The 21351-nt window shown below is 40.5% G+C and carries 21 protein-coding genes; 9 read left to right on the forward strand and 12 right to left on the reverse strand.

Going from position 1 to position 21351, the window contains the following annotated elements; all coding sequences use genetic code 11:
* Positions 1–121 precede the first annotated feature (121 nt).
* The 3 genes from A7968_RS10820 to ilvC form a co-directional block, all read right to left on the reverse strand.
* Positions 122–1321, reverse strand: coding sequence for a tetratricopeptide repeat protein (locus A7968_RS10820; protein WP_064666584.1), 1200 nt, complete (start codon positions 1319–1321; stop codon positions 122–124).
* A gap of 81 nt (positions 1322–1402) precedes the next feature.
* Positions 1403–3316, reverse strand: coding sequence for a methyl-accepting chemotaxis protein (locus A7968_RS10825; protein ID WP_064666585.1), 1914 nt, complete (start codon positions 3314–3316; stop codon positions 1403–1405).
* 191 nt (positions 3317–3507) lie between these two features.
* Positions 3508–4980, reverse strand: a complete 1473-nt coding sequence (gene ilvC, locus A7968_RS10830; RefSeq protein ID WP_064666586.1) for a ketol-acid reductoisomerase — start codon at positions 4978–4980, stop codon at positions 3508–3510.
* Positions 4981–5143: 163 nt separating this feature from the next.
* Between ilvC and ilvY the strand changes: the two genes are divergently transcribed.
* From ilvY to A7968_RS10855, 5 genes are all read left to right on the forward strand, one after another.
* On the forward strand, positions 5144–6058 hold the full coding sequence (ilvY, locus tag A7968_RS10835) for an HTH-type transcriptional activator IlvY (RefSeq protein ID WP_064666587.1): 915 nt from the start codon (positions 5144–5146) through the stop codon (positions 6056–6058).
* Positions 6059–6217: 159 nt separating this feature from the next.
* A complete protein-coding gene (locus A7968_RS10840) occupies positions 6218–7075 on the forward strand; it encodes a MipA/OmpV family protein (RefSeq protein WP_084448144.1) in 858 nt (285 codons plus the stop codon).
* Between the two features lies 1 nt (position 7076).
* Positions 7077–7463, forward strand: a complete 387-nt coding sequence (locus A7968_RS10845) for a DUF3019 domain-containing protein (RefSeq protein ID WP_064666588.1) — start codon at positions 7077–7079, stop codon at positions 7461–7463.
* Between the two features lie 14 nt (positions 7464–7477).
* The gene (locus tag A7968_RS10850; protein WP_064666589.1) at positions 7478–8170 is read left to right on the forward strand and encodes a response regulator; all 693 of its coding nucleotides are present in this window, start codon (positions 7478–7480) and stop codon (positions 8168–8170) included.
* Between the two features lie 6 nt (positions 8171–8176).
* Complete coding sequence (locus A7968_RS10855) at positions 8177–9412, forward strand: ATP-binding protein (protein WP_064666590.1); 1236 nt, start codon at positions 8177–8179, stop codon at positions 9410–9412.
* Between the two features lie 125 nt (positions 9413–9537).
* Here the strand turns inward: A7968_RS10855 and A7968_RS10860 are convergent, their stop codons facing one another.
* The 3 genes from A7968_RS10860 to A7968_RS10870 all read right to left on the reverse strand — a co-directional run bounded on the left by A7968_RS10860 (position 9538) and on the right by A7968_RS10870 (position 12022).
* A complete protein-coding gene (locus A7968_RS10860; protein ID WP_064666591.1) occupies positions 9538–9762 on the reverse strand; it encodes a DUF3820 family protein in 225 nt (74 codons plus the stop codon).
* 117 nt (positions 9763–9879) lie between these two features.
* Entirely contained in the window at positions 9880–10161 is a 282-nt protein-coding gene (locus tag A7968_RS10865) for a hypothetical protein (protein ID WP_064666592.1), read from the reverse strand.
* Between the two features lie 289 nt (positions 10162–10450).
* Positions 10451–12022 carry a cation:proton antiporter domain-containing protein gene (locus A7968_RS10870; protein ID WP_064666641.1) on the reverse strand — a complete coding sequence of 524 codons (1572 nt, stop codon included), beginning with the start codon at positions 12020–12022 and terminating at the stop codon, positions 10451–10453.
* A gap of 265 nt (positions 12023–12287) precedes the next feature.
* Here A7968_RS10870 and A7968_RS10875 point away from each other — a divergent pair, with 265 nt between their 5' ends.
* Together A7968_RS10875 and A7968_RS10880 are read left to right on the forward strand one after the other, a co-directional pair.
* The gene (locus A7968_RS10875; RefSeq protein ID WP_064666593.1) at positions 12288–13031 is read left to right on the forward strand and encodes a sporulation protein; all 744 of its coding nucleotides are present in this window, start codon (positions 12288–12290) and stop codon (positions 13029–13031) included.
* Between the two features lie 78 nt (positions 13032–13109).
* Positions 13110–13562 carry a GNAT family N-acetyltransferase gene (locus A7968_RS10880; protein WP_064666594.1) on the forward strand — a complete coding sequence of 151 codons (453 nt, stop codon included), beginning with the start codon at positions 13110–13112 and terminating at the stop codon, positions 13560–13562.
* A gap of 29 nt (positions 13563–13591) precedes the next feature.
* Here A7968_RS10880 and A7968_RS10885 read toward each other — a convergent pair whose 3' ends face one another.
* The 6 genes from A7968_RS10885 to A7968_RS10910 all read right to left on the reverse strand — a co-directional run bounded on the left by A7968_RS10885 (position 13592) and on the right by A7968_RS10910 (position 19350).
* Positions 13592–14944: a sodium-dependent transporter gene (locus A7968_RS10885; protein WP_064666595.1), complete on the reverse strand. Its 1353-nt coding sequence runs from the start codon at positions 14942–14944 to the stop codon at positions 13592–13594.
* A gap of 214 nt (positions 14945–15158) precedes the next feature.
* Entirely contained in the window at positions 15159–16451 is a 1293-nt protein-coding gene (locus A7968_RS10890; protein WP_064666596.1) for a sensor histidine kinase, read from the reverse strand.
* A 31-nt stretch (positions 16452–16482) separates the two neighbouring features.
* Positions 16483–17187, reverse strand: a complete 705-nt coding sequence (locus tag A7968_RS10895) for a response regulator (protein WP_064666597.1) — start codon at positions 17185–17187, stop codon at positions 16483–16485.
* A gap of 12 nt (positions 17188–17199) precedes the next feature.
* Entirely contained in the window at positions 17200–17592 is a 393-nt protein-coding gene (locus tag A7968_RS10900; protein WP_084448146.1) for a DUF3019 domain-containing protein, read from the reverse strand.
* Complete coding sequence (locus tag A7968_RS10905; protein ID WP_064666598.1) at positions 17582–18439, reverse strand: MipA/OmpV family protein; 858 nt, start codon at positions 18437–18439, stop codon at positions 17582–17584. The genes A7968_RS10900 and A7968_RS10905 overlap by 11 nt, the downstream gene beginning before the upstream one ends.
* 107 nt (positions 18440–18546) lie before the next feature.
* Positions 18547–19350 carry a hypothetical protein gene (locus tag A7968_RS10910; protein ID WP_064666643.1) on the reverse strand — a complete coding sequence of 268 codons (804 nt, stop codon included), beginning with the start codon at positions 19348–19350 and terminating at the stop codon, positions 18547–18549.
* Positions 19351–19467: 117 nt separating this feature from the next.
* Between A7968_RS10910 and A7968_RS10915 the strand changes: the two genes are divergently transcribed.
* Both A7968_RS10915 and A7968_RS10920 read left to right on the forward strand, forming a co-directional pair.
* A complete protein-coding gene (locus A7968_RS10915) occupies positions 19468–20646 on the forward strand; it encodes a serine hydrolase domain-containing protein (RefSeq protein ID WP_064666599.1) in 1179 nt (392 codons plus the stop codon).
* A 159-nt stretch (positions 20647–20805) separates the two neighbouring features.
* Positions 20806–21282: a SixA phosphatase family protein gene (locus A7968_RS10920; RefSeq protein WP_064666600.1), complete on the forward strand. Its 477-nt coding sequence runs from the start codon at positions 20806–20808 to the stop codon at positions 21280–21282.
* Positions 21283–21351: the final 69 nt, after the last annotated feature.

Below are 21351 nucleotides of genomic sequence, written 5' to 3' on the forward strand. Positions count from 1 at the left end.
GGTTTTACGGCCATTTAAAGCTGCTGAGCTTAGGTAACTTAAATCGCTAATAAGTTGCTGGTTTGCATTGTGCGCATGAGCGGTACCAGAAAATAAGATACTCAGGATTAGAATAATTAACTTAATGGCTATCTACCTTGGCAGTCATCGCACTAAGAGCCTGTAATTTATTTTGATAACGTTGTTTGTCGTGAGCAAAATCAGCGTACTTATTAGCAAAACGTAGTTGTGTATATGCTTGTTTAAAATCACCTAATTGATAATAGGTACGCGCTAAGCCAAAGTAGCTATCATGAATATGTCTATCAATTAGCTTGGCTTTATTAAAGTGTTTAATAGCGTCTTGATAGTTTTTAATAAGGTAAGCATCGTTACCTAAAGCAACATGGTAATATGGGTTACCTTGTCGCTGTAAGTCAAGTTTAGTGAGAATTTCATCTGCAAGCTCACCCCGTTCGGTAAGTTGATACAGCAGTGCTAAATTGCCCAGTGCGGTGTTATTGTCAGGGTTTAGTGCTATTGCAAAGTTATAGGCTAATTCAGCGTTAGCGTATTGTGAATGTAAGCGTAGCAATACCGCCAAATTACCCCAAGCACCAGAATAATGACTATCAGCCTTTGTGGCGGCGAGAAAGTAGCTATAGGCTAAGTTGTGCTGCCCATTTAGCATTGCTGATGCGCCTTTATTATTATAAAACATGGCGGTAATTCGTTGTTTAGTGATTGGTGTTGTTTTAAATTTTTCCCCTCGAGAATTAGGATCAAAATCAATGACAAGTGAATTTTCGCTATTATAAAGGTAAGTGACATTGCTGCTGGTGTTGCTATTGCGGCGCTGTGTAACGACTAAATTTATATGTCCAGTTAATAAACTATAGCCGTTACTGACTGCCCAATATTCAGGAATATGCACCTTTTGAAATTGCCCGTCTAGCCCTAAATATTCTGCCATGCTAAAAGCTAAAATCGATAAAGATAAACAATTGGCATTTAAATCGGTGTAAGCTTGATTAGCGGTAAGGGTCGCTCCTGCTTGATATGATAAAGATGCATCGCCATTTGCTAGTAAAAAATTTAATAATTTTTTGGTGTTATTTAAATTGCGCTTATTAGTTGGAAAAGCTAAGTCAAGTTGCTGGGTTATTTTATCGTTTAAAACAAATATTTCAGCACTATTTTCAACAGGCAATACGGTGAAGGATGGGTTATTTGCAACTTCAGGGGCAAGCAAAAGCGGTTTTTTATGTGTATTAGTGCAAGCCGATAAACTACACAGCAACAATATAGCGACTAACTTAGTAGGCAACGTTAGTGTTGTCATAATCACACCCCAACTAAAGACCAACTTTTTAAGTTTAGTCTATTTTTTTGTTGGGGTGTATGTTAACTGTTACAAACTGTGTCAGTGCTTTTCAAAGGTGGCAACTAAACTTGCTAATGTTTGTGCACTAGTAGCAAGGCCTTTGATTGCTTGCTCTGTATCGATTTGCTCGCGCATTGCCTTATCACTGATCTCACTAATTTGTTCAATATTACGACCAACATCAGCAACTACGCTACTTTGCTCTTCAGTGGCTGTTGCAATCAAGGTTGCCATATCATTTATTTCATTAGCGGTATTAGTAATAGCGTCAAGTAACTGCACAGAGCTTTGCATGTTGGTAACACTGTGTTGAGCTTTGCTTTTTGATAACGCAATTTGCTCAACCACATTGGTCGCTGTGTTTGCCAACTCTTCAATCATTGCCTGAATTTCAGTAGTTGATTGCGAGGTACGGTTAGCCAGTGCCCTAACTTCATCCGCGACGACAGCAAAGCCGCGACCGTGCTCACCAGCACGTGCAGACTCAATTGCGGCATTTAGTGCTAATAAATTGGTTTGCTCTGAAATACCACGAATAGAGTCAACAATACTGGCGATTGTTTGGGTTTTATTAGCAAGTTCAGTCACTTGTCCCGAAATTGTGTCAATATCACCGGCTAATGCCGTAATACTCTGTTGACTTTGCACTACTTGCTGGTGGCTTTGTAATGTATTGGCTTTACTGTCTTCGGTAAGTTTTGCGGCAGTTGCGGCGCTATGGGCAATTTCTTGCACTGTTGCACCCATTTCGTTGATTGCTGCGGCAACAGAAATTGTTTGCTCTTTTTGATTATCCATTGCTTGTGAGTTGCGTTTGGCTTGAGCAAATACCTGATCTGAGCTTTGACGAATTTCTAAACTTTCATGTGAGACTTGTGCAATAGCGGTTTCAATTTTATCAATGAATTGATTAAAGCCATTACTTAATGCTGCAAGTTCTGGTTGCTCACTGTGTGGCAACCTATATGCTAAATTAGCATCCCCTGAGCCTAAGCGAGTAAATAGCTCGGCCATTTTTGACAGTGGTGATGACAGTGAACGAGCTAATAAAAAGCTGATAACACACGCAAGTAGCGCAATAACAAGAGCAAAACTTAAAATTTGCCACTGTAATGTAGTGATCCCAGCAAACACTTCCGCTTTTGGTACTTGTGCAACCACATAAAGTTGGGTGTTTTTAATCGGACTAGCTGCTATGAAAAACGCATCGCCATTGAGTTGGATTTCTTGTAAGTTAAATTCATTACCTGTTAATAAGCGGCGGCTAATTTGCGCACCATATAAGGTATCTAGGTTTGTTTTACCTACGGTGTTGACGTTTTGATGGAGTTTAATTAGGCCATCATTATCAACAATAAATACAAAACCAGTTTGCTCTATTGTAAATCTGTTCAGTAGCGCTTGCATATCATCAATACTTTTTGCAAGTCCTGTTAAACCAATGCCATTTGTTTGCTGATGATTCACAAACATTTTCATATCACCATTTGGCTCTTGGTACAGGCTGATTGAATAGGGGAGCTGCGATTCTTTAAAATCAAAAAACCAGCCATCTTGCTGATGATCTAATACGCGTAAAAAGCCCTCTTGATTCCAATATTGAGCTGTATCGCGGTTAGCCCACGAAGCAGTCGCTAAATCGTATTGTTTTACCACGCGATTTAGCTCACTAACTAATGTTTGATCATTGTTATCGCCACTTTTAGCCCACGCCAATATGAATTCATTACTCGATAGTTGCTCGGCAGCGCTGAGTAATTTATTGATTTCTAGGCTAATGTAATTATCGATCGCTTGTAATTTACTTGGTAGCTCTGATTGGATCATCCGTTGTTCAATAATGGTTTTGGCTGATAGCAGTGCGGTAATACCAATAAAACTGGCAACGGATAACGCAATGACGATCCCTAAAATAGTGATTTTACGGGTGATACTGAGGCTTTGATAAGACATTGTGGGCACTAAAGTTACAAATTATTGGGTACATTTTAGCATGGTTTTTTCGGATAGTTCTATCATCGAGTAGAGTAATAGCTCACAACCTAACTTTTCTAAGTTGTAATTTGGCAACGAAATGAAAAAGCCCACTGCATTGAGCATGTGGGCTTGGTTTCTAACAAGCGAAACTTTTATTGTCCAGGGTATTAAACAATCTTTTTCATCGCTGACATATAGCCGCGTAATTTAGTGCCAATGATCTCAACAGGGTGCTCACGCAGTGACTTGTTGATTGCAATTAGTGTTTGGTTATCCACATGGTTGCTGCGCTCACCTAAACCGCGACCAATAACATCGGTATCGATATTTTGCATAAAGTCTTGTAATAGCGGTAAACAGGCATGGTTATACAAGTAACAGCCATATTCAGCAGTATCAGAAATGGTGCGGTTCATTTCAAATAACTTTTTACGCGCAATGGTGTTAGCAATAAGTGGTGTCTCATGTAATGACTCATAGTAGGCAGATTCAGCGATAATGCCTGCTGCCGTCATGGTTTCAAACGCGAGTTCAACACCGGCCTTAACCATTGCAACCATTAAAATACCGTTATCAAAAAACTCTTGCTCAGTAATTTCAACATCACCTGCTGGGGTTTTCTCAAAATTAGTTTCTGCGGTTTCTGCACGCCATTTTAAAAGGTTTGCATCATCATTGGCCCAATCTTCCATCATTACCCGAGAGAAAGTACCATCGATGATGTCGTCTTGGTGTTTATTGTAAAGCGGGCGCATAATTACTTTTAATTCTTCACTTAACTCAAATGCTTTTACTTTTGCAGGGTTCGATAAACGGTCTAGCATGTTGGTCACACCGCCGTATTTTAGCGCTTCAGTTACAACTTCCCAGCCGTATTGAATTAGCTTTGATGCGTAACCAGCATCAACACCTTTTTCGATCATTTTATCAAAACATAAAATAGAACCGGTTTGTAGCATACCGCAAAGGATGGTTTGCTCACCCATTAAGTCTGACTTAACCTCAGCAATAAATGATGATTTCAATACACCTGCACGGTGGCCACCAGTACCTGCTGCATACGCTTTTGCTTGTGCTAAGCCATGGCCTTGAGGGTCATTTTCAGGATGAACGGCAATCAGTGTTGGTACACCAAAACCGCGCTTATACTCTTCACGTACTTCAGAACCTGGGCATTTAGGCGCAACCATTATTACGGTGATATCGTCACGTACTTGCATGCCTTCTTCAACAATGTTGAAACCATGTGAGTAGGCAAGTGTTGAACCTTGCTTCATCATTGGCATAATCGCGTTAACAACCGCGGTATGTTGTTTATCAGGTGTTAAGTTTAAAACGACATCAGCGGTTGGAATCAATTCTTCGTAAGTACCTACAGTAAAACCGTTTTCAGATGCATTTAAAAAAGATTGACGGCGTTCAATGATGGCAGAATCACGTAATGTGTAAGACACGTCTAAGCCTGAATCGCGTAAGTTTAGACCTTGGTTTAAACCTTGTGCACCACAACCAACAATAACAAGTTTTTTGCCTTTCAGTGCAGCAACGCCATCGGCAAATTCAGCCGGATCCATAAATTCACATTGTGCTAGCTGAGCTAGCTGCTCACGTAAAGGAAGAGTATTAAAATAATTCGCCATTGTTAGTATCCTATCTATTTCATATTTTGTTAGATGCAAAGCATTTTGCCTTGCTTGAAACTACCATAAGGAAAATTTAACCTTGCGTAAAATGATATATTTGAATTAAAGTATTTCATAAAGTGAAACGTGGCAGTTTTAAAAATCAGAATGAGAGACCCGAATGGATCATAAGCGCTTACATTATTTCTTAGCACTTGCTAAAACGTTGCACTTTGCCCGCGCAAGTGAACTGTGCCACATTAGTGCGCCAACGCTCAGCCGCAATATCAAGCAACTAGAAGATGAGGTGGGGGTAACACTGTTTAGCCGTGATAATCGCAGCGTAAAACTAACTCGCGAAGGAGAGTCTTTTATTGATTATGCCAATGCGACACTGACTAATTGGCAGCGTTTTCGCTCGAATGTACAAGATCCAGGGCAAACAATTTATGGCAAAGTAAGTATTTATTGCTCAGTTACGGCGTCCTATAGTTTTTTACATCAAATGTTAGAGCAACTGCGCTTGCAACATCAACATATAGAAATAAAACTGAATACAGGCGACCCAGCAGTTGCCATTAATCGTGTTTTGGATGGTCATGAAGCGATGGCCATTGCAGCCAAACCCGATAAGTTACCGCCACAAATTGCATTTGCCAGTATTGGCTACTCGTCATTGGTGTTTATTGCGCCACGCAATGCATCATTGCTCACAGAAAAGCTCGCTCAGTTTGGCGATAATATTGATTGGTCTGAGCTTGAGTTTATAGTGCCGGAGCAAGGGTTTACTCGTCAGAGGCTAGAGCAGTGGTGGCGAAAGCATGGTATTAATGCCAAGATATACGCGCAAGTGGCTGGGCATGAAGCTATGGTATCTATGGTGAGTTTAGGGCTTGGTATTGCGATGGTGCCAAAGATTGTATTAGACAACAGCCCATTAAAAGATCGTGTTCAGGTGTTAAGCGATCAAAAAGAAGCACCGCCAGGTTTTGAAATAGGCTTAGCTGTGTTACATAAAGCGCTGCCTGATGCGGCATTAAAAGCATTGTGGGAAATTGCGCAATCATTGAAAGATGTCAATAGCTTAGCTAATTAAACTGAGTATAAATAAATACTCTGAATTGCTGTTATTGTTACCTGAAATAGTTCCACATGTATCAAAAGTGTGAATGATTGTAATCAGCTAGGGAATAGTTATTAATAGCTTGCTATTATACAGTCACTAGCTTGGGTTTTCTTGGCATACACAATAATAATGAAGTTAAATATTCACACCCTCACTGCACTTTGCGTGTCTTTATGGCTTGCCGCGCCTTGTTTTGCGCAGCAGTCAGAAATTGATCCAGTGCAAAACATTACAATGGATCAGTGGCACCTGAGTCTTAATCTTGGCTTAGGGGTGATGAGTAATCCATTAAAAGGGGGAGATGACCTACCTTTAGTTGTGATCCCCGAAGTAGCCTATTATGGTGAGCAATTCTTTTTTGATAATGGCCGTTTAGGCTATAGCCTGTCGCAAGAGACACCACATATATTTAATTTAGTCACTGAATTTAATCCTGAGACGCGTTTTTTTGTCGATTGGCATCCAAGTAATATTTTTGCATTATCTTCTGCTAATTCACTCGCGATCAGTAAGAATGAATTACAAAGCCAGCAACCTCGCCTGAATATAGAACAGCTTGATAGACGTAAGTGGGCACTTGATGCCGGCATGAGCTACCATTATGTATTCAAGCAGCATGTTTTCTCAGTGCAAGCATTAGCCGATGTGTCAGGTGTATATGAAGGATGGCGAAGTGCCTTGCAATGGCAAATGCATAACAGCATTGGTGAGCTACTTATTAAGCCAAGTATGGGGATCTGGTATAAATCGGCTGCATTGAATACGTATTTCTATGGTGTTTCAGAAAAAGAGTCTGCAAATGGTGCAATTGAGGTTGGTAGTAGCTGGCAGCCTTATGCTAAAATAGATGCTCGTTGGCCCTTAAATGACGCCAATTCTCTGCGTTTTCATTTGGCTTATTATGATTATTCGGCTTTAGATGACAGTCCGCTGTTTGAGCAAACGTATTCAATGACTGCCTTTATAGGATTCGATCATATTTTTTAATATGAAGTATTTACAACTTGGTGTGTGCGTCGTTTTTTTGTTGGTATGGCCAAAGCAGGCAGTCGCAAAAAAAGATATATTAACAGTATCTCCAAAAGTCTGTGTGGTTTCCGAACAACAAGAATTTTGTGATCTTGATTTGAAATTTGCTTTAAATATGCCCTATAAAATGGATGTATGTTTGTATCATGAAAAGCAACAACTGCAGTGTTGGCAACAAGTTACCAAAGAACGATTCAATCATAAAGCGCGTGTTCAGGTTGAAACCATATACTCCCTAGTCAATCCTCACACGGATGAACTGCTGGCGACAACACGTATTGAAGTACAGAGTACTCGCGCTAAAACCACTCGGCGCCGATTACGTTCACCGTGGAGCTTTTTTTAATCTTGGAGCTGCAAATGGCAAAGATCTTACTTGTAGAAGATGATTTAGGGTTACAGCAATTAACTCGTGATTATCTTGAAAATAATGGCCTTGAAGTGGCGGTGTTAGACCGTGGCGATGAAGTATTTACTTACCTTGAGAATAATCCCGTTGATTTAATGATCCTTGACGTTATGCTGCCAGGTAAAGATGGCTTTAGTGTTTGTCGACAAGTGCGCGATAAATTCAGCTTACCTATTTTAATGTTGACAGCCAAAGGCGAAGATTTTGACCAAGTAATAGGTTTAGAATTAGGCGCCGATGATTATGTTATAAAACCAGCAGAGCCAAGAGTTTTACTTGCCCGTATTAGTGCGCTATTACGCCGTGGTCAAGCATCTGTAAAAGCACCGGAAGAATTACAATTTGGTGATTTAGCGATAGATAAAACCAGCCGTATTGTGCGATTGAGAAATAACGAAATTACCCTGACTTCCCATGAATTTGAATTACTTTGGTTATTAGCTTCAAACGCTGGAGAAGTGCTGAGCCGCGAACATGTACACCAACACATGATAGGTCGTCAGTATGATGGTTTAGACCGTACGGTTGACGTTCGTGTCTCACGCATTCGTAAAAAATTGGGTGATAACAGTGATAAACCTTACCGCATTAAAACGGTTTGGGGGCAAGGTTACCTATTTGTCTCCGATGCATGGGGTATGTAACTGTTAATGGGGAAACTATTCGCAAGTTTGTATTTGTATATTATAGTTTCCTTGTTTTTAGTAAGTGGGGTGATTGAACAACTTTGGCCCTACGAAGATACCCAGCAACAACTTTCTCTCGATGATGAGTTCGGCCAATCTCTTTGGTTGTTAACTCAAAGCCCCGAAGGTATCGACAACATTGGCTCTCGGTTCCAAAGTAAGGTTGTGCAAAAGCAAGACCTTATGCTGCCAAAAGAGCAACGTGAAGCGCTTACAAAGCACCACTATATTTATGTTTTTGATCAGCAACAACGTGCTATTTGGTATATTGCACTTGACGCTGAAAAATTATTGCAAGTAGGTCCAATTACTGTGCTATCACCGGTATTTCCATCGGTTTGGCCTTATCTATTATTGTTGTGTGTGGTGGGAGTTCCGGTTGGTTTATGGAGCTTTTTATTATGGCGGGATTTTGCCAAATTACGCTTGGCGTGTGAAGCCGTCGATGGCTCACAAGACTTTGAACTGAGCGCTACCTCGAAATCATTTTTCTTACCAATCACAGACACTTTAAGCGCGATGCAACAACGGATACAACATTTATTAACCGCGCAGCAAGAGCTTACTTCATCGGTCTCTCATGAATTCAGAACCCCACTGGCGCGTTTAAAATTTGCGTTAGCTATGTTAGAAGATAAAGTGACAGACGAAAAAGCTTTTGATTACATCGATAATATGCAGTTGGATATTGTTGAGCTGGAATCCTTGGTAAAAGAAATGCTCGATTATGCGCGTCTTGATAGCCAACAGCCAAACCTTAAGGTGCAAACATGTAACTTAGTCCAGTTGTTAGAAAGTGTTATAACTAAACTTGATTTTGCAACCCAGATCCAGCTCAATACGCAATTACCACTAAACTGCACTTACATTTGTGATAGCCATTTTATTGCCCGTAGTGTGCAAAACTTAGTGGGTAATGCACTTAAATATGCCCGCCATGAAGTCAGAGTTAGCCTCATCGAAAATGCCCAGCAGGTTATTATAAGTGTAGAAGATGATGGCCCAGGTATTGACCAAGCACAATGGGATACGGTATTTAAACCCTTTGCTCGACTTGATAAAAGCCGCGATAAAAAAACCGGCGGGTTTGGACTCGGCTTAGCCATTGTGGCGAAAATTGTTTCTTGGCATCAAGGCAGTTGTGCGTTATCGCATTCAGAACTCGGCGGTGCTAAATTTACGATTAGCTTACCTAAGTAACGAGCCTATTAATTTCTTATTATGCAAAAAAAAAGCGCCATATAGGCGCTTTTCCACGGTTAAAACCAAAAATCAACAAGTAGCAAATTAATAGACCCACTGAATGTGGTTAAGTTCCATGATTTTTAATTTCTTTTATAATTTTCTAATAACGGTATTAGCATCTGTTCTAAACCATTGAGCTTCACTTCATACATCATCGCTAATTGCGCACCTAAGGCGCCCTTTGGAAAGCCTTGCTGCTTAAACCAAACTAAATAGGGTTCAGGCAGTAACAATAGGGGACGGCCTGCATATTTCCCGAATGGCATTTTAGTATTGATCGCTATTTTTAATAGTTCTGGATCCATGAGAGGACTTTAGCAGTTGAATTTGATAAGCAGTGTATTATAAAAGAAGGGAAGAAAATAGGCTGTGACGGGCATGAAACAGCCTATTTAATGAGGGGAGTAGGCCCTCATTTTTTACTAGTGGATCTGGTGTTGTCGTTTTTTAGAAAATCCGAGTTGTTCAAGTCTGTTTATAATCGAAGGATCATCAATACGATTTGGGGTTTCGCTATCACGCAAGAAATGATCTTCTGGTACTTGGTAAGCATCGAGCATTTTTTGAAATAAAACAGCGCGCATTGTTAACGCTGTCATCCCATTTCTTTGTATTTCATCAAGGCGATTTTGAAGTTCAACCAGTTTTGGGTTGCTTACATCATCCGCCACGGCTTGAAACTTTGTAGCAAACTTATTTTTCATCTAAAGACCTTATTTAAATAACAAAGGGTAAAATGCTGTTGAATACGTATGTTAAAGTACTAAAGAACTACTTATGTTTCTAAAAAGAGATACTTACGGATTAACCAACAAATGAAGTGTACTCTTTTTTTGTGGCTAATTACCAATTTGGATGTAAAGCTTTGTAAATGCGCTTGACTCTTATTCAGGGACTGCTATGAAGTTATTCTAGACGTCTAGATGTAAGGTTATGAAAATTAGATGAAAATAGTTCTCAGTACCTTACACAGTACTGAGAACGATATTTATATTAAGGAAATAATTTTTGTTTTACGTGTTCAGCAAAGCCACTACCGGCCTCTAAATAGAAGTTATAGGTAGAATCTACGCCCATATCTTCTAATTCTTTTTGCTGATCCGGGTAGTTTGCAATAGCCGTTACTTGACCCTGATAACCCGATGCTCTTAGTTGCTCTAAAGCAAAAATGTTTTGCATATGTTTCGGCATTGCCAGCATGATCATTTCTACATGAGAATGGTTCACCCGTTGCCAAAAGTCTGGATCGGTGGCATCGGCTAAGAGTGCCTTACGGCCGCGACTAACATGCTTTTCAACTACTTCGGGTTTGATATCAACACCGGCAACAACGCCAGGATGAGTAATATTGATTGTTTCGTACGCACCTGTGCCAATGCGGCCCATACCAAAAATAACTATTTTGGTATCATTTAAATTCACTGGCAGTTCTTCAGCTAAACGAGTTGGGCTTTCAAAGCGCAGTAACCACGCTTCAACCTTTACATAAATTTCGTTTGAACGTTTATTCAGTGGAGAAGCGACAATAAAGGTGATAGAAACCGCAATCGCCATCACGGCAAGCCATTCAGCCGTAATTAACCCGCTACTGGCTGCGACCATACATACGATCAGACCAAACTCACTGTAATTAGCAAGGCTAAACGAGGTTAATAAAGAAGTACGAGCACGTAACTTAAAGGCATTCGTTAATATATAATATAAGGCCACTTTAACTGGCAATACCAACACGATAATAGTCGCTATCATTAGTGAATTAATAGTAAGCTCAGCACCTAAGCCAATTGTTAAGAAAAACCCAACTAAGAGGATTTCCTTTAGGTTCAGTAATGACTTGGCAAGTTCACCGGCTTTTCTATGGGGCGCAAAAATCATCCCTATGATCAATGCCCCTAAATCGCCTTTTAAGCCTGCAAATTCAAATGCGTGGTAACCAACAACCAGGGCAAAGAAAAAGCCAAACAACGGCAGCAGTTCACCGTGTTTAGAGCGGTTCAATACCCAAAACATCACAGGACGCAACAGAGGCAAGGCAACTAACAGTGCAAAAGCCCAACCATTAGGCGTTTTACCTGTACTAATGGCGAGAAAAATGACCGCGAAAATATCTTGCATGACCAAAATACCAATGGCTATCTTACCATGGAGGCTGGCCATTTCTCCGCGCTCTTCAAGCACTTTAACGGCAAATACAGTACTGGAAAAGCTAAAAGCAAAACCAACAAGTAATGCGCTTTGCCAACTAAGATCTACAAATAGCGGTAACGAAATAGCACCGAGTAGTAGCATTAAACTGCAAAAAATAGCGCTGCTAATAATAATATGCAAAGAAGCTGGAGCCCAGACTTGTGGCTTAACAAGGTGACTCACTTTTAGTTTTAAACCAATACTAAATAGCAGTAATGTGATCCCTAAATTAGCTATCGTATTAAGTAGTTCGGTGGTTTTAAAACCTGATAAATTGAGTACAAAGCCTGCGATCAAAAAACCTATCAGAGGAGGGAGTTTAAGTTGATAAACTGCAAAGCCACACACAAATGCGACAGCAAAATATAATAGTTCCATAATTCTTAATATCACTTCATTTGGGTTAACAGTGTAGCGAAATATCTGCATTTTTGAAAATCATTCGTGCATATTGCTTATATAAATTGTGCATATAAAGGTATACCTATGTATGAAAAATGCGCGTTTAACGAATTATTTCTGTAAAAAGTCAATAAATAGCTATTTTTTCACTGACAGCAGCTTTTAAATATGGTTAAGATGCGGTAACAAAGGAATTTAAGCGTAATTTAGATTTAGGTGAATTAGGCTTAAGGAGAAATAGATGTTTAAAAAAATACTAGCATCAGTCGGTATTGGTGCAGCAAAAGTGGATACTGTGCTTGAAACTGAGCACTTGCAACCTGGGCAACTATTTAATGCCCAAATCGTGATAACCGCAGGAGATGTAAGCCAAGAAATTGCAGGCCTTGATTTAGCATTAATGACGCGAGTGAAAGTTGAAGGTGAAGACGGCGCATATTTCACTAATCATATTATTGATAAATGGCGTATCACCGACATAGGCTGTATTGAGCCGGGTCAGCAGAAACAGATACCATTTGAAGCTCGTTTACATTCTGAAACCCCGATCACCGAAATTAATGCGGGTTACAATCAATCCCATGTCTGGCTTGAAACTGGGCTTGATATTGATTTAGCGCTTGATCCTAAAGATAAAGACCCGTTACATATTTATCCAAATGATGCAGTCACGACATTTATGCAAGCAATGGATAGACTCGGTTTTAGTTTGCTTAAAGCCGATGTGGAGAAAGGCTTTTTACGTGCCAGCACATTTAATTCTGTTTCTGGCTGTTATCAAGAACTTGAATATAAGCCAAATAGCCGCAGCTTATTTGGCATCCAAGAAATTGAATTGTCATTTGTGCCAGAAGCCCATAAAACCCATGTTTTAATTGAGCTTGACCGCGGCTTTCGTGGCGATGGTTATGTCGATTTAACCATTGAGCATGACCACGTAAACTTATCGCATTTATGTGATCAATTAGAACGTTTGCTTGCTTAGCTATGCAGAGCCCGATTACTTAGCTAAGTGTGATAAATAGCCCAGCATCGACTGGGCTTTTTTATGGAAGGAGTTTTTATGCAATTAATTAGTAAAGCATTCTCAGAACTTAGCACACACGAGCTGTTTGCTATTATGCGAACACGGGTTGATGTGTTTGTGGTTGAGCAACAATGCCCGTATCCAGAGTTAGATGATGTCGACTGTATGGCAAGTACTGTGCACCTTTATGGGTTAGACGCGCAGCAATTAGGTGCCTATGCAAGATGCTATGAAAAGAATGAACAGTACAGTGCAATTGGCCGTGTATTAGTAGAGCAATCGCAAAGAGGCAAGGGAGTCGCTCCGCTGTTGGTGAATGAGGCAATCCAGTTGTGTTTTACGCGTTGGCCAGATAAAGACATCTATATCGGAGCGCAAACATATCTACTCGGCTTTTATCAGTCATTGGGCTTTCAATGTACTGGCGAGCCCTATTTAGAAGATGGTATTGAACACCAAGATATGATTTTAAAAAACCGCTCAGTGTAAAAAAGAGCGGTTTTTTAAGTTTAGGGTAGTTAGCCTAAGAGTGAGCTGATAAACACTAAACCAATGGCTATAGGGCAAATAAACTTAATGTACCACGGCCATATTTTCCAAAATAGGCTGTTAGCTACGTCTGGGCAACCTTGCTTAATTTCATTAAGTAATGAATTGCGATACCAGATCCAGCCGACAAATAAACAGCACATCAAGCCTAGGATTGGCTGACCAAACTTAGTGGTTAGCGCAATAACCAAACCAAACAAACTTTCAAAATTCAGTAGTATGGTAAAGCTGACTAAGGCAATCACAGCGCCAATCAACCAAGTTGCAGCAACACGACCCATACCAAAACGCTCTACTGCGTAGGAAACGGGGGCTTCTAGCATTGAAATAGACGAGGTTAACGCGGCAATACTCATCAGCGCAAAAAATGCAAAGCCAACGAATAAACCTATGGTGCCCATACCATCAAAAAGCGCTGGCAATACTTGGAATACTAAGGTGTCTTCAGACAATAATTTTCCACTGGCGGAGAAGATTTCCACTCCTTGGGCTTGTGCAACATACATGGCAGGGATAATAAGTAACCCAGCAACAAAGGCAATAAACACATCAATAAGAGTCACGTATGCACCAAGGGAAACGAGGTTTTCCTTTTTACTGATATACGAGCCGTAGATAATCATTACACTGGTGCCAAGTGACAATGAGAAAAATGCTTGGCCAAGAGCGCTGACCAGCAGGCCAGGATCTAAAATCGACTTGAAATCAGGCACTAAGTAAGCTTTAAGTCCGGTCATAGCGCCTTCTTGCATCATCACATAGACAATCAGAGCAAATAAAATAGACAACAAGGCTGGCATCAAACGCTTCGACCATTTTTCGATACCGTTTTCAACGCCACGACTAATAATTGCTACAGTAAGAATAATAAACCCAGCTGTAAATATAAGGTTTCTTGACAGTGACTGTTCACTCAACCATGTTGCAGCCGTATCGCTGCCAGTTAACGTAGCGATAGGTTCAATGGTCGCACTGATCATCCAGCCGGCCACAATGGCGTAAAAACTTAGGATCAGACCAGCACAAATAATGCCGCCAAAACCGACCACAAATGCGAACCGTTTTTGGCTTGGCGTATTAGATATTTTACGTAATGAACTCACCGCATTTGCTTGGCCATGGCGGCCAATTGTAAGTTCTGCCATCAAGGCCGGATAGGCTAAACAAAATGCTAAAACAAGGTAGGCAATTAAAAAAGCGGCGCCCCCATTGCTAGCGGTTTGGGTTGGAAAACCCCAAATATTACCAAGTCCTACAGCAGAGCCTGCTGCGGCCATAATGAATCCAAAACGGGAGCTAAACTCCCCTCTGACTGCGCTCATAATTATTAATTCTTCTCTATTTTGTGACGGCGCTGACAATCTACTGTAATTGTTAAAAAATAAAAAGCTCTTATTGAGTAGATTTTCAGGGCAAAGCAAGCAATTGCTATATGTAAATATTAGTAGCAATTAAGTAGCGTTCTCAATAATACGCTATCCATTTGTTTTATATCTATATATTCAAAGTTAATCACTGTAAACTGTAACATTAAAGTTACAATTGCTGAGCGTTGTGTATTTTCAGCGTAAAACACGCTCCGACGAGTTTTTTACTGTGCTCTACCGTTACTACGCCATGATGCCAATCTACTACCTTTGCAACAATAGCGAGTCCTAAACCATAGCTTTTATCTGCCCGATTACGGTGAGTTTGTTCTTGGAAGAAAGGGTTAAACACTTTATGCCAGTTTTTTTGCGCAATACCAGGGCCATCATCTTCAACGGTTATAACAAGCGTTTGTTCGGTGCTGTATGCACTTAGGATGATTTTTTGTTTTGCGAAGTCGCAGGCATTAGACAATAAATTTGTAATTGCACGGGCGAGCCAATGTAAATCTGCATGGATCTGGCTGTTATCGCAGATAATTTGCAGATCTAGTTGTCGCTGCAGCAATTTGGGCTCAAGCTGCTGGGCCAGGGTGTTTAAGTAACTGGTCAACTCGGTGTTTGAATAGGTCAACTGGTTGGCTTTTTGTTCTAAAGTAGCAAATGTTAAATAGCTTTTCAGCATTGATTCCATTTGGTCTAAGTCAGCTTCCATACGATGAAGATAGTGCTCTCGTTTTTCTTCGTTAGGACTATCTAGTGCAGCATCAAGGCCAAACCGTAAGCAGGCAATAGGGGTGCGTATATCATGAGATAAGCTTGTCGCCATGAGCTTATTTTCATCAAGTAGTTTTTCAATCTGACTTGCCATGCGGTTAAATGTAAGCTCAACATCTTTTATGTAGGTAAAATGTGACACTCGAATACGGGCATGCAAATCGCCATTGGCAAACTTTTTAGCGGCTTCGTTGACCACGCCTAATCGTTTCGCTAATGGCGCGATAATAAACCCCATAAACACACATAAGCCCGCATAAAATAATAAGGTAAGCAGCATATCATTTTGTTGGTCTTGCTCATGGGGTTTATCTAAACGCAGTTTCAGATGAAAAGGGGCGAGAGATTCATTGCTGTATAGAAGATAAAACCCTTCCTGATCTTGTAACGTTAATCCGCCTTTGGCGTTGATCTGTTCTAGCAGCGAAGGGGGCAGTGCCAACGACTGAGTGGCACGGTAGCTAAGCCCTAATGAAAATTGCTCAGCTAGCAGGGCTGTATAGTCTGCGCGTTGTTGTTCGGCTTGTGCGGCAATTTGCTTGCTAAAACCCATTAACAATTTGCTTTGCAGTGCAAATTCATCTTCGCTGTTGTGGGTGCTTTGGCTGAATGCATCAATTAACCAACCTAAAACTACGATTGACAGTAGCGCGCTGGCTAATAAAGATAAATAAAACTTTTTCATAACATGATGAACCAAGCTTTGTTAATGGTTGTTACCATGCGCTTGCGACCAGTAAGTAGCCTCGTCCCCAGATTGTTTTAATTTTTTCAGGATGTTGCGGATCATCATTAAATTTTTTGCGCAGAGCAGAGATAAGCACATCAACGCTACGATCAAGGCCATCGTATTCTCGGCCTTTGGTGGCTTTAAATACAGCATCGCGGGATACCACTTGACCTACATTGCAGGCTAAGTAATGCAGTAATAAATATTCAGCGCTAGAAACACCTTGGTCAACGTCATTAATAAAGACGTTGCGAGATTGGGTGTCGATTTTTAAAGAGCCAACTTGCACAATTGTTTCATCCACTTTTGGCTCAGAGCTATCGCTTGTTGTCCGAAGTGCGGCTTTAATACGCGCTAGCAATGCGCGTGGTCTTACGGGTTTCATAATGTAGTCACTGGCACCCACTTCAAGGCCGATGACTTCATCCATTTCCTCGTCTCTTGCGGTCAACATGATAATAGGGTTTTGATAAAACTGGCGCAGTTCACGGCATACACTAATACCGTCTTGGCCGGGTAACATAATATCGAGTAAAATTAAGTCAGGCTTAAGCTCTTTAACATGGCTTACCACTTGATCGCCACGTTCACAAATATGTGTTGTGTAACCTTGGCCAGTTAAATACTCTGCCACCCATTGGGCTAATGAACTGTCATCTTCAACAAGTAATATTGTGCCGTAATTATTCATACTATTCTCGTTTTAAAAAAGGCGCCAGCGGCGTTTCTTTTGGCGGTTTTGATAAACCCACTGCAACTGTACTTGTGTTGCAGCAATGGTTTTGCCGGTATCGCTGTTAATTAATTCAAATGAAATACTTTCAACAGAGTCAAAAGCATAGTGAAGCTGGCCACTTTTTTGTCTGAGCCAACATTGCATTATATGTTTAGACGTCGCATCCCGTAGACAGTAATTGCCAATGTTGTCTTGTTGCCAGTTTAGTTCTATATCAGCATAGCAGTTACGCCCTTCACGTAGTGCCACACAGGTGTCGGGCAAAGCAATTAAAGCCGGATCTTGGGCTTGTTCGTCATTGGCAAATAAGGGGCTAGCCCTTAATAGCAAAAAGAGGATGACGGAAGCTTTAAAAAACATAGCGTACGCCTACCATGGCTTTGTGTTGATAGCCTTGTGATACGATAGGGCTGTTAGTAATTTCATCCGAAAACCATGTAGATAATAAGCCACCAAGGAAGACCCAGTGTTGATTTAGCGGATACTCGGCATGGAATTCAAAAATAACACTGACAGAGTTATCTGTTTGATAAACTGGCCGTTGAGCTGTTGCTTCATCTGCGGTAATGCCAAAATAATAGTTGGTAAAGTCAGCAGAGTACGCACTGATACCAACACCGGTACGAAACTCCCAGTTTTGCCAAGGTAAGATATGACTAAAAAAGCTATTGATGACCCAGCCGTTGTGGGCATTGGAAATATCGTGCAGGTACTCAAAAGAAATTTGTGAGTTTTCAAAGCGGCGGGTAAGTCGCAGGCCAGTATCAAAATCATACTTGCGACTGCGTATTCCTGCGAGTTCAGGAACAGTGCCACTGTTATAGAAATCGAGCCCTGTTTCATCAAATCCAGCTTGGATATTAGTACCAAGAATATCGAGATCCCAATCATACTTATTGATAATGCTATAACCAATAATAATCCCACCACTAAGTTGGCTATGGTCAATATCTAAGTAAAAACGTTCGTAGGAAACAGCTAAGTTAATATCCAGTTCTAGGCCGTCACTGTACGAGTCCATGCCAACGAGATAAGAATCTTCGATATAATAACCAGCACCGGCACTCCAATCCCACGCAAAGCCCGAAGTGGGTTCTAAGGTGTTATCAGCATAATAACGGTTACTGGCATAGCTCGAGGTGCTCCATAAACCGACACAGATCAATAATAACAGTAGTTTCTGTAGAGTGTGTTGGTTATATTGCATCCATGATCCAAATAAATTAAGCAGCAGTTATTATGTGTATTATATTGTCAAAGAGTACCCTTGAACTGTAAAAAATTGTAGCCAGTAGTCATTATTTAAACATTAACTCAATGTACTTTAATTTTATCGATTAAAATACTGCTTAAATAATAGTGCATCATAGGCGTTAGGGCGCTTACTTCAGTACGATTACAGGGACCTTGCAACTTTGTTAAACTGGTCATTTTTGAAATAGTTTTATAGCTTGGGATGTTGACATCTTGAGACGCTCTGGCAAGGCGTGCTTGCTCGGTATTTTGTTGATGAACAAATGTCGCAACTTCTAACTCATTACTGATAACTTGCTCTTCACTAAAGCTAAAGATAAGTGGTTCCCGATGGAAGCTTGCACTATCAATAGATGATTTACCAAACCATACCACATCGCCAGATGCTCGATGGATCAGTCGCATGCTAACTTCGCCATTAATTGTTGCGCACTGTTGAATTGGATATAACTTGGCAATTTCATCAAATAAGGCATACGGTTTAACCGGTGGCTGAACTTGATATTTCGTATCTTCAATAAAGTTTAACTCGAGCTGATGGATAGCAAGCGTGTAATCGCTATCGCCTTGCTCTACGACACGCAAACTCATTGTTGTTAATGCATCGGTAATCTGTTTAAACAGGGTATCAGTAACACTTGCTTTGTCTGCAACCACTCTCACCGTTTGGTTACGCGTTATTTTATGCGCAGGTAACTGGACTGATTTTACTTTCGGCGAAGCGTGCTCTGTCTCATAGGAAACTTGAAAGCTTTGACTTTTTAATTGCGGCTTGAGCGGCATTTCTAAAGGCGCAGCAGGTTGCGGTGCAGTGACACAAGCTGTTGTTATGAAAGTGAAAAGCACAATTAATATATAACGAATAAACACTGTAAAACCCTTTAAAAACTCAATAATCGCGATATTGTACGTTAGTCTTAGTAAAACTTCATGGTATTATGAAGCTACGAACGTCTTAATTTAGATTAAAATAATAAAATAATGAAGACCCAAGTACCGTTTATATACTCTTTTTTATTGCTCGCCTGTTTAGCGTTATTTCAGACGCACGTTTATGCGCGTGACCAACAATGGCATGAGCTTATCAGTGACTATAACCAACACCTTGAACATAAATTAAAAAGCAAAGGCATTCCTGGTGCTGCATTGTCGATAGTCAATGGCCCCGACGATAGTTATGTGCAGGGCTTTGGTGTTACAAAAATTAATAAAGGCCAAGCAGTCAATGCGCATACTCGATTTCGCTTAGCCTCTGTTTCAAAAACGTTTGCAGGCTCATTAACGGCAAAGCTTACTAGTGAAGGAAAATTTTCTTTAGATGATCCTGTCAGTAAATTTATACCTGCTTTTGCAAGTACTGGATATAAAAATCATTTAAAAGTTTTTCATTTACTTAGTCACTCCAGTGGTTTGGTCCCTAATGCGTATGACAACTTGATTGAATCAAGAATGAGCTACCCTGATATAGTTGAGAAGTTGCTCAGTGTTAAGCCTATCTGTCAGCCAGGGCAGTGTTATGGTTATCAAAATGTGATGTTTAGCTTGATTGATGAAGTGATCAAAGCCAGTACGAAAATGGATTATTCTCGGTGGCTGAATGAATTTATCTTCTCTCCACTTAATATGAATGATGCTAGCCTCGGTTATGCAGCTATGATCAAAGATAATAATTATGCGTATCCACATGTAAGGGGTCGCAAGCGCTGGCATACAGCAAGATTGAAAAGAAATTACTATAAAGTATTACCAGCCGCTGGGGTTAACGCAAGTGCCAGCGATATGGCTATTTGGTTAAAGGCACAGTTAGGTTATTACCCAACCGTTTTATCAAGCGATGAGTTAGCAACGCAAACCAGGCCTTATACACATACAAAAAAAGAGTTACGTCGCAGAGTATGGAAAAAACACCTAACAGAAGCCTATTATGGTTTAGGTTGGCGGGTATACGATTATGACAATGAAACCCTCTATTATCACAGTGGCTGGGTGCAGGGTTACCGAAGTGACCTTGTTGTTATACCCCATTTAAATATTGGTTTTAGCCTGATCCTGAATGCAGAAACGGGTGTTATTAATGAATTAACCACAGAATTTATCGACCGTGCATTGGCGTATAAACGTGCGCAGCAAGTTGCAGCACATAATACCAAGCCGCAATAATACTAAATCATTTTGAGGGATTAAACCTGACGCTAACGGCGTTAAAAATTTCTGATTTAGAACAACTAAATAACGAAATTTTTGCCTTGTTATCGACGAGGTTTTCTTGCCTCAAAGTTGACTCCTTAATTAAGCGAATTGGTATAAAGAGGAAAATAAATGAAATATGTTTTAGCGAGTTTATTATTGTTATTTGCTGCTAATGTGAGCGCGGCACCAGAGACTATTTTTTTATTTCGCCATAGTGAAAAGTTAACCGGCAGCGATCCTCACCTATCTGAAGCAGGCAATAACAGAGCAAAACAGCTGTTGAATTTGTTCAGTCAGGAAAAGCCAAACGCTGTATATAGTACTGCTTATAATCGCACGATTGAAACAGCAACACCTTTGGCTGAGCATTTCGGCTTACCAATTAAAACCTATGACCCACGTGATTTGGCCGAGTTTAAACAAACTGTGATGGCAGAAAACGGTGTGGTTGTTATTGTCGGGCATAGTAATACCACACCGGAATTAGCGGCATTAATAGCACAAGTCGCGGTTGAAAAAATGCCAGAAACTGAGTTTGACCGTTATTTTATCTTACAAAAAGTAGGGCAAGGCTATCAATTGAGTCGTTTAAAGATGAATTTTTGAGCACCACGATATATTTCTTTACAATTTATTGGCGTCTAGCCGCAGGCATAAAAAAACCAGCAGCAGCTG

The sequence above is a fragment of the Pseudoalteromonas prydzensis genome (assembly GCF_001661495.1).
GTDB lineage: Bacteria > Pseudomonadota > Gammaproteobacteria > Enterobacterales > Alteromonadaceae > Pseudoalteromonas > Pseudoalteromonas prydzensis.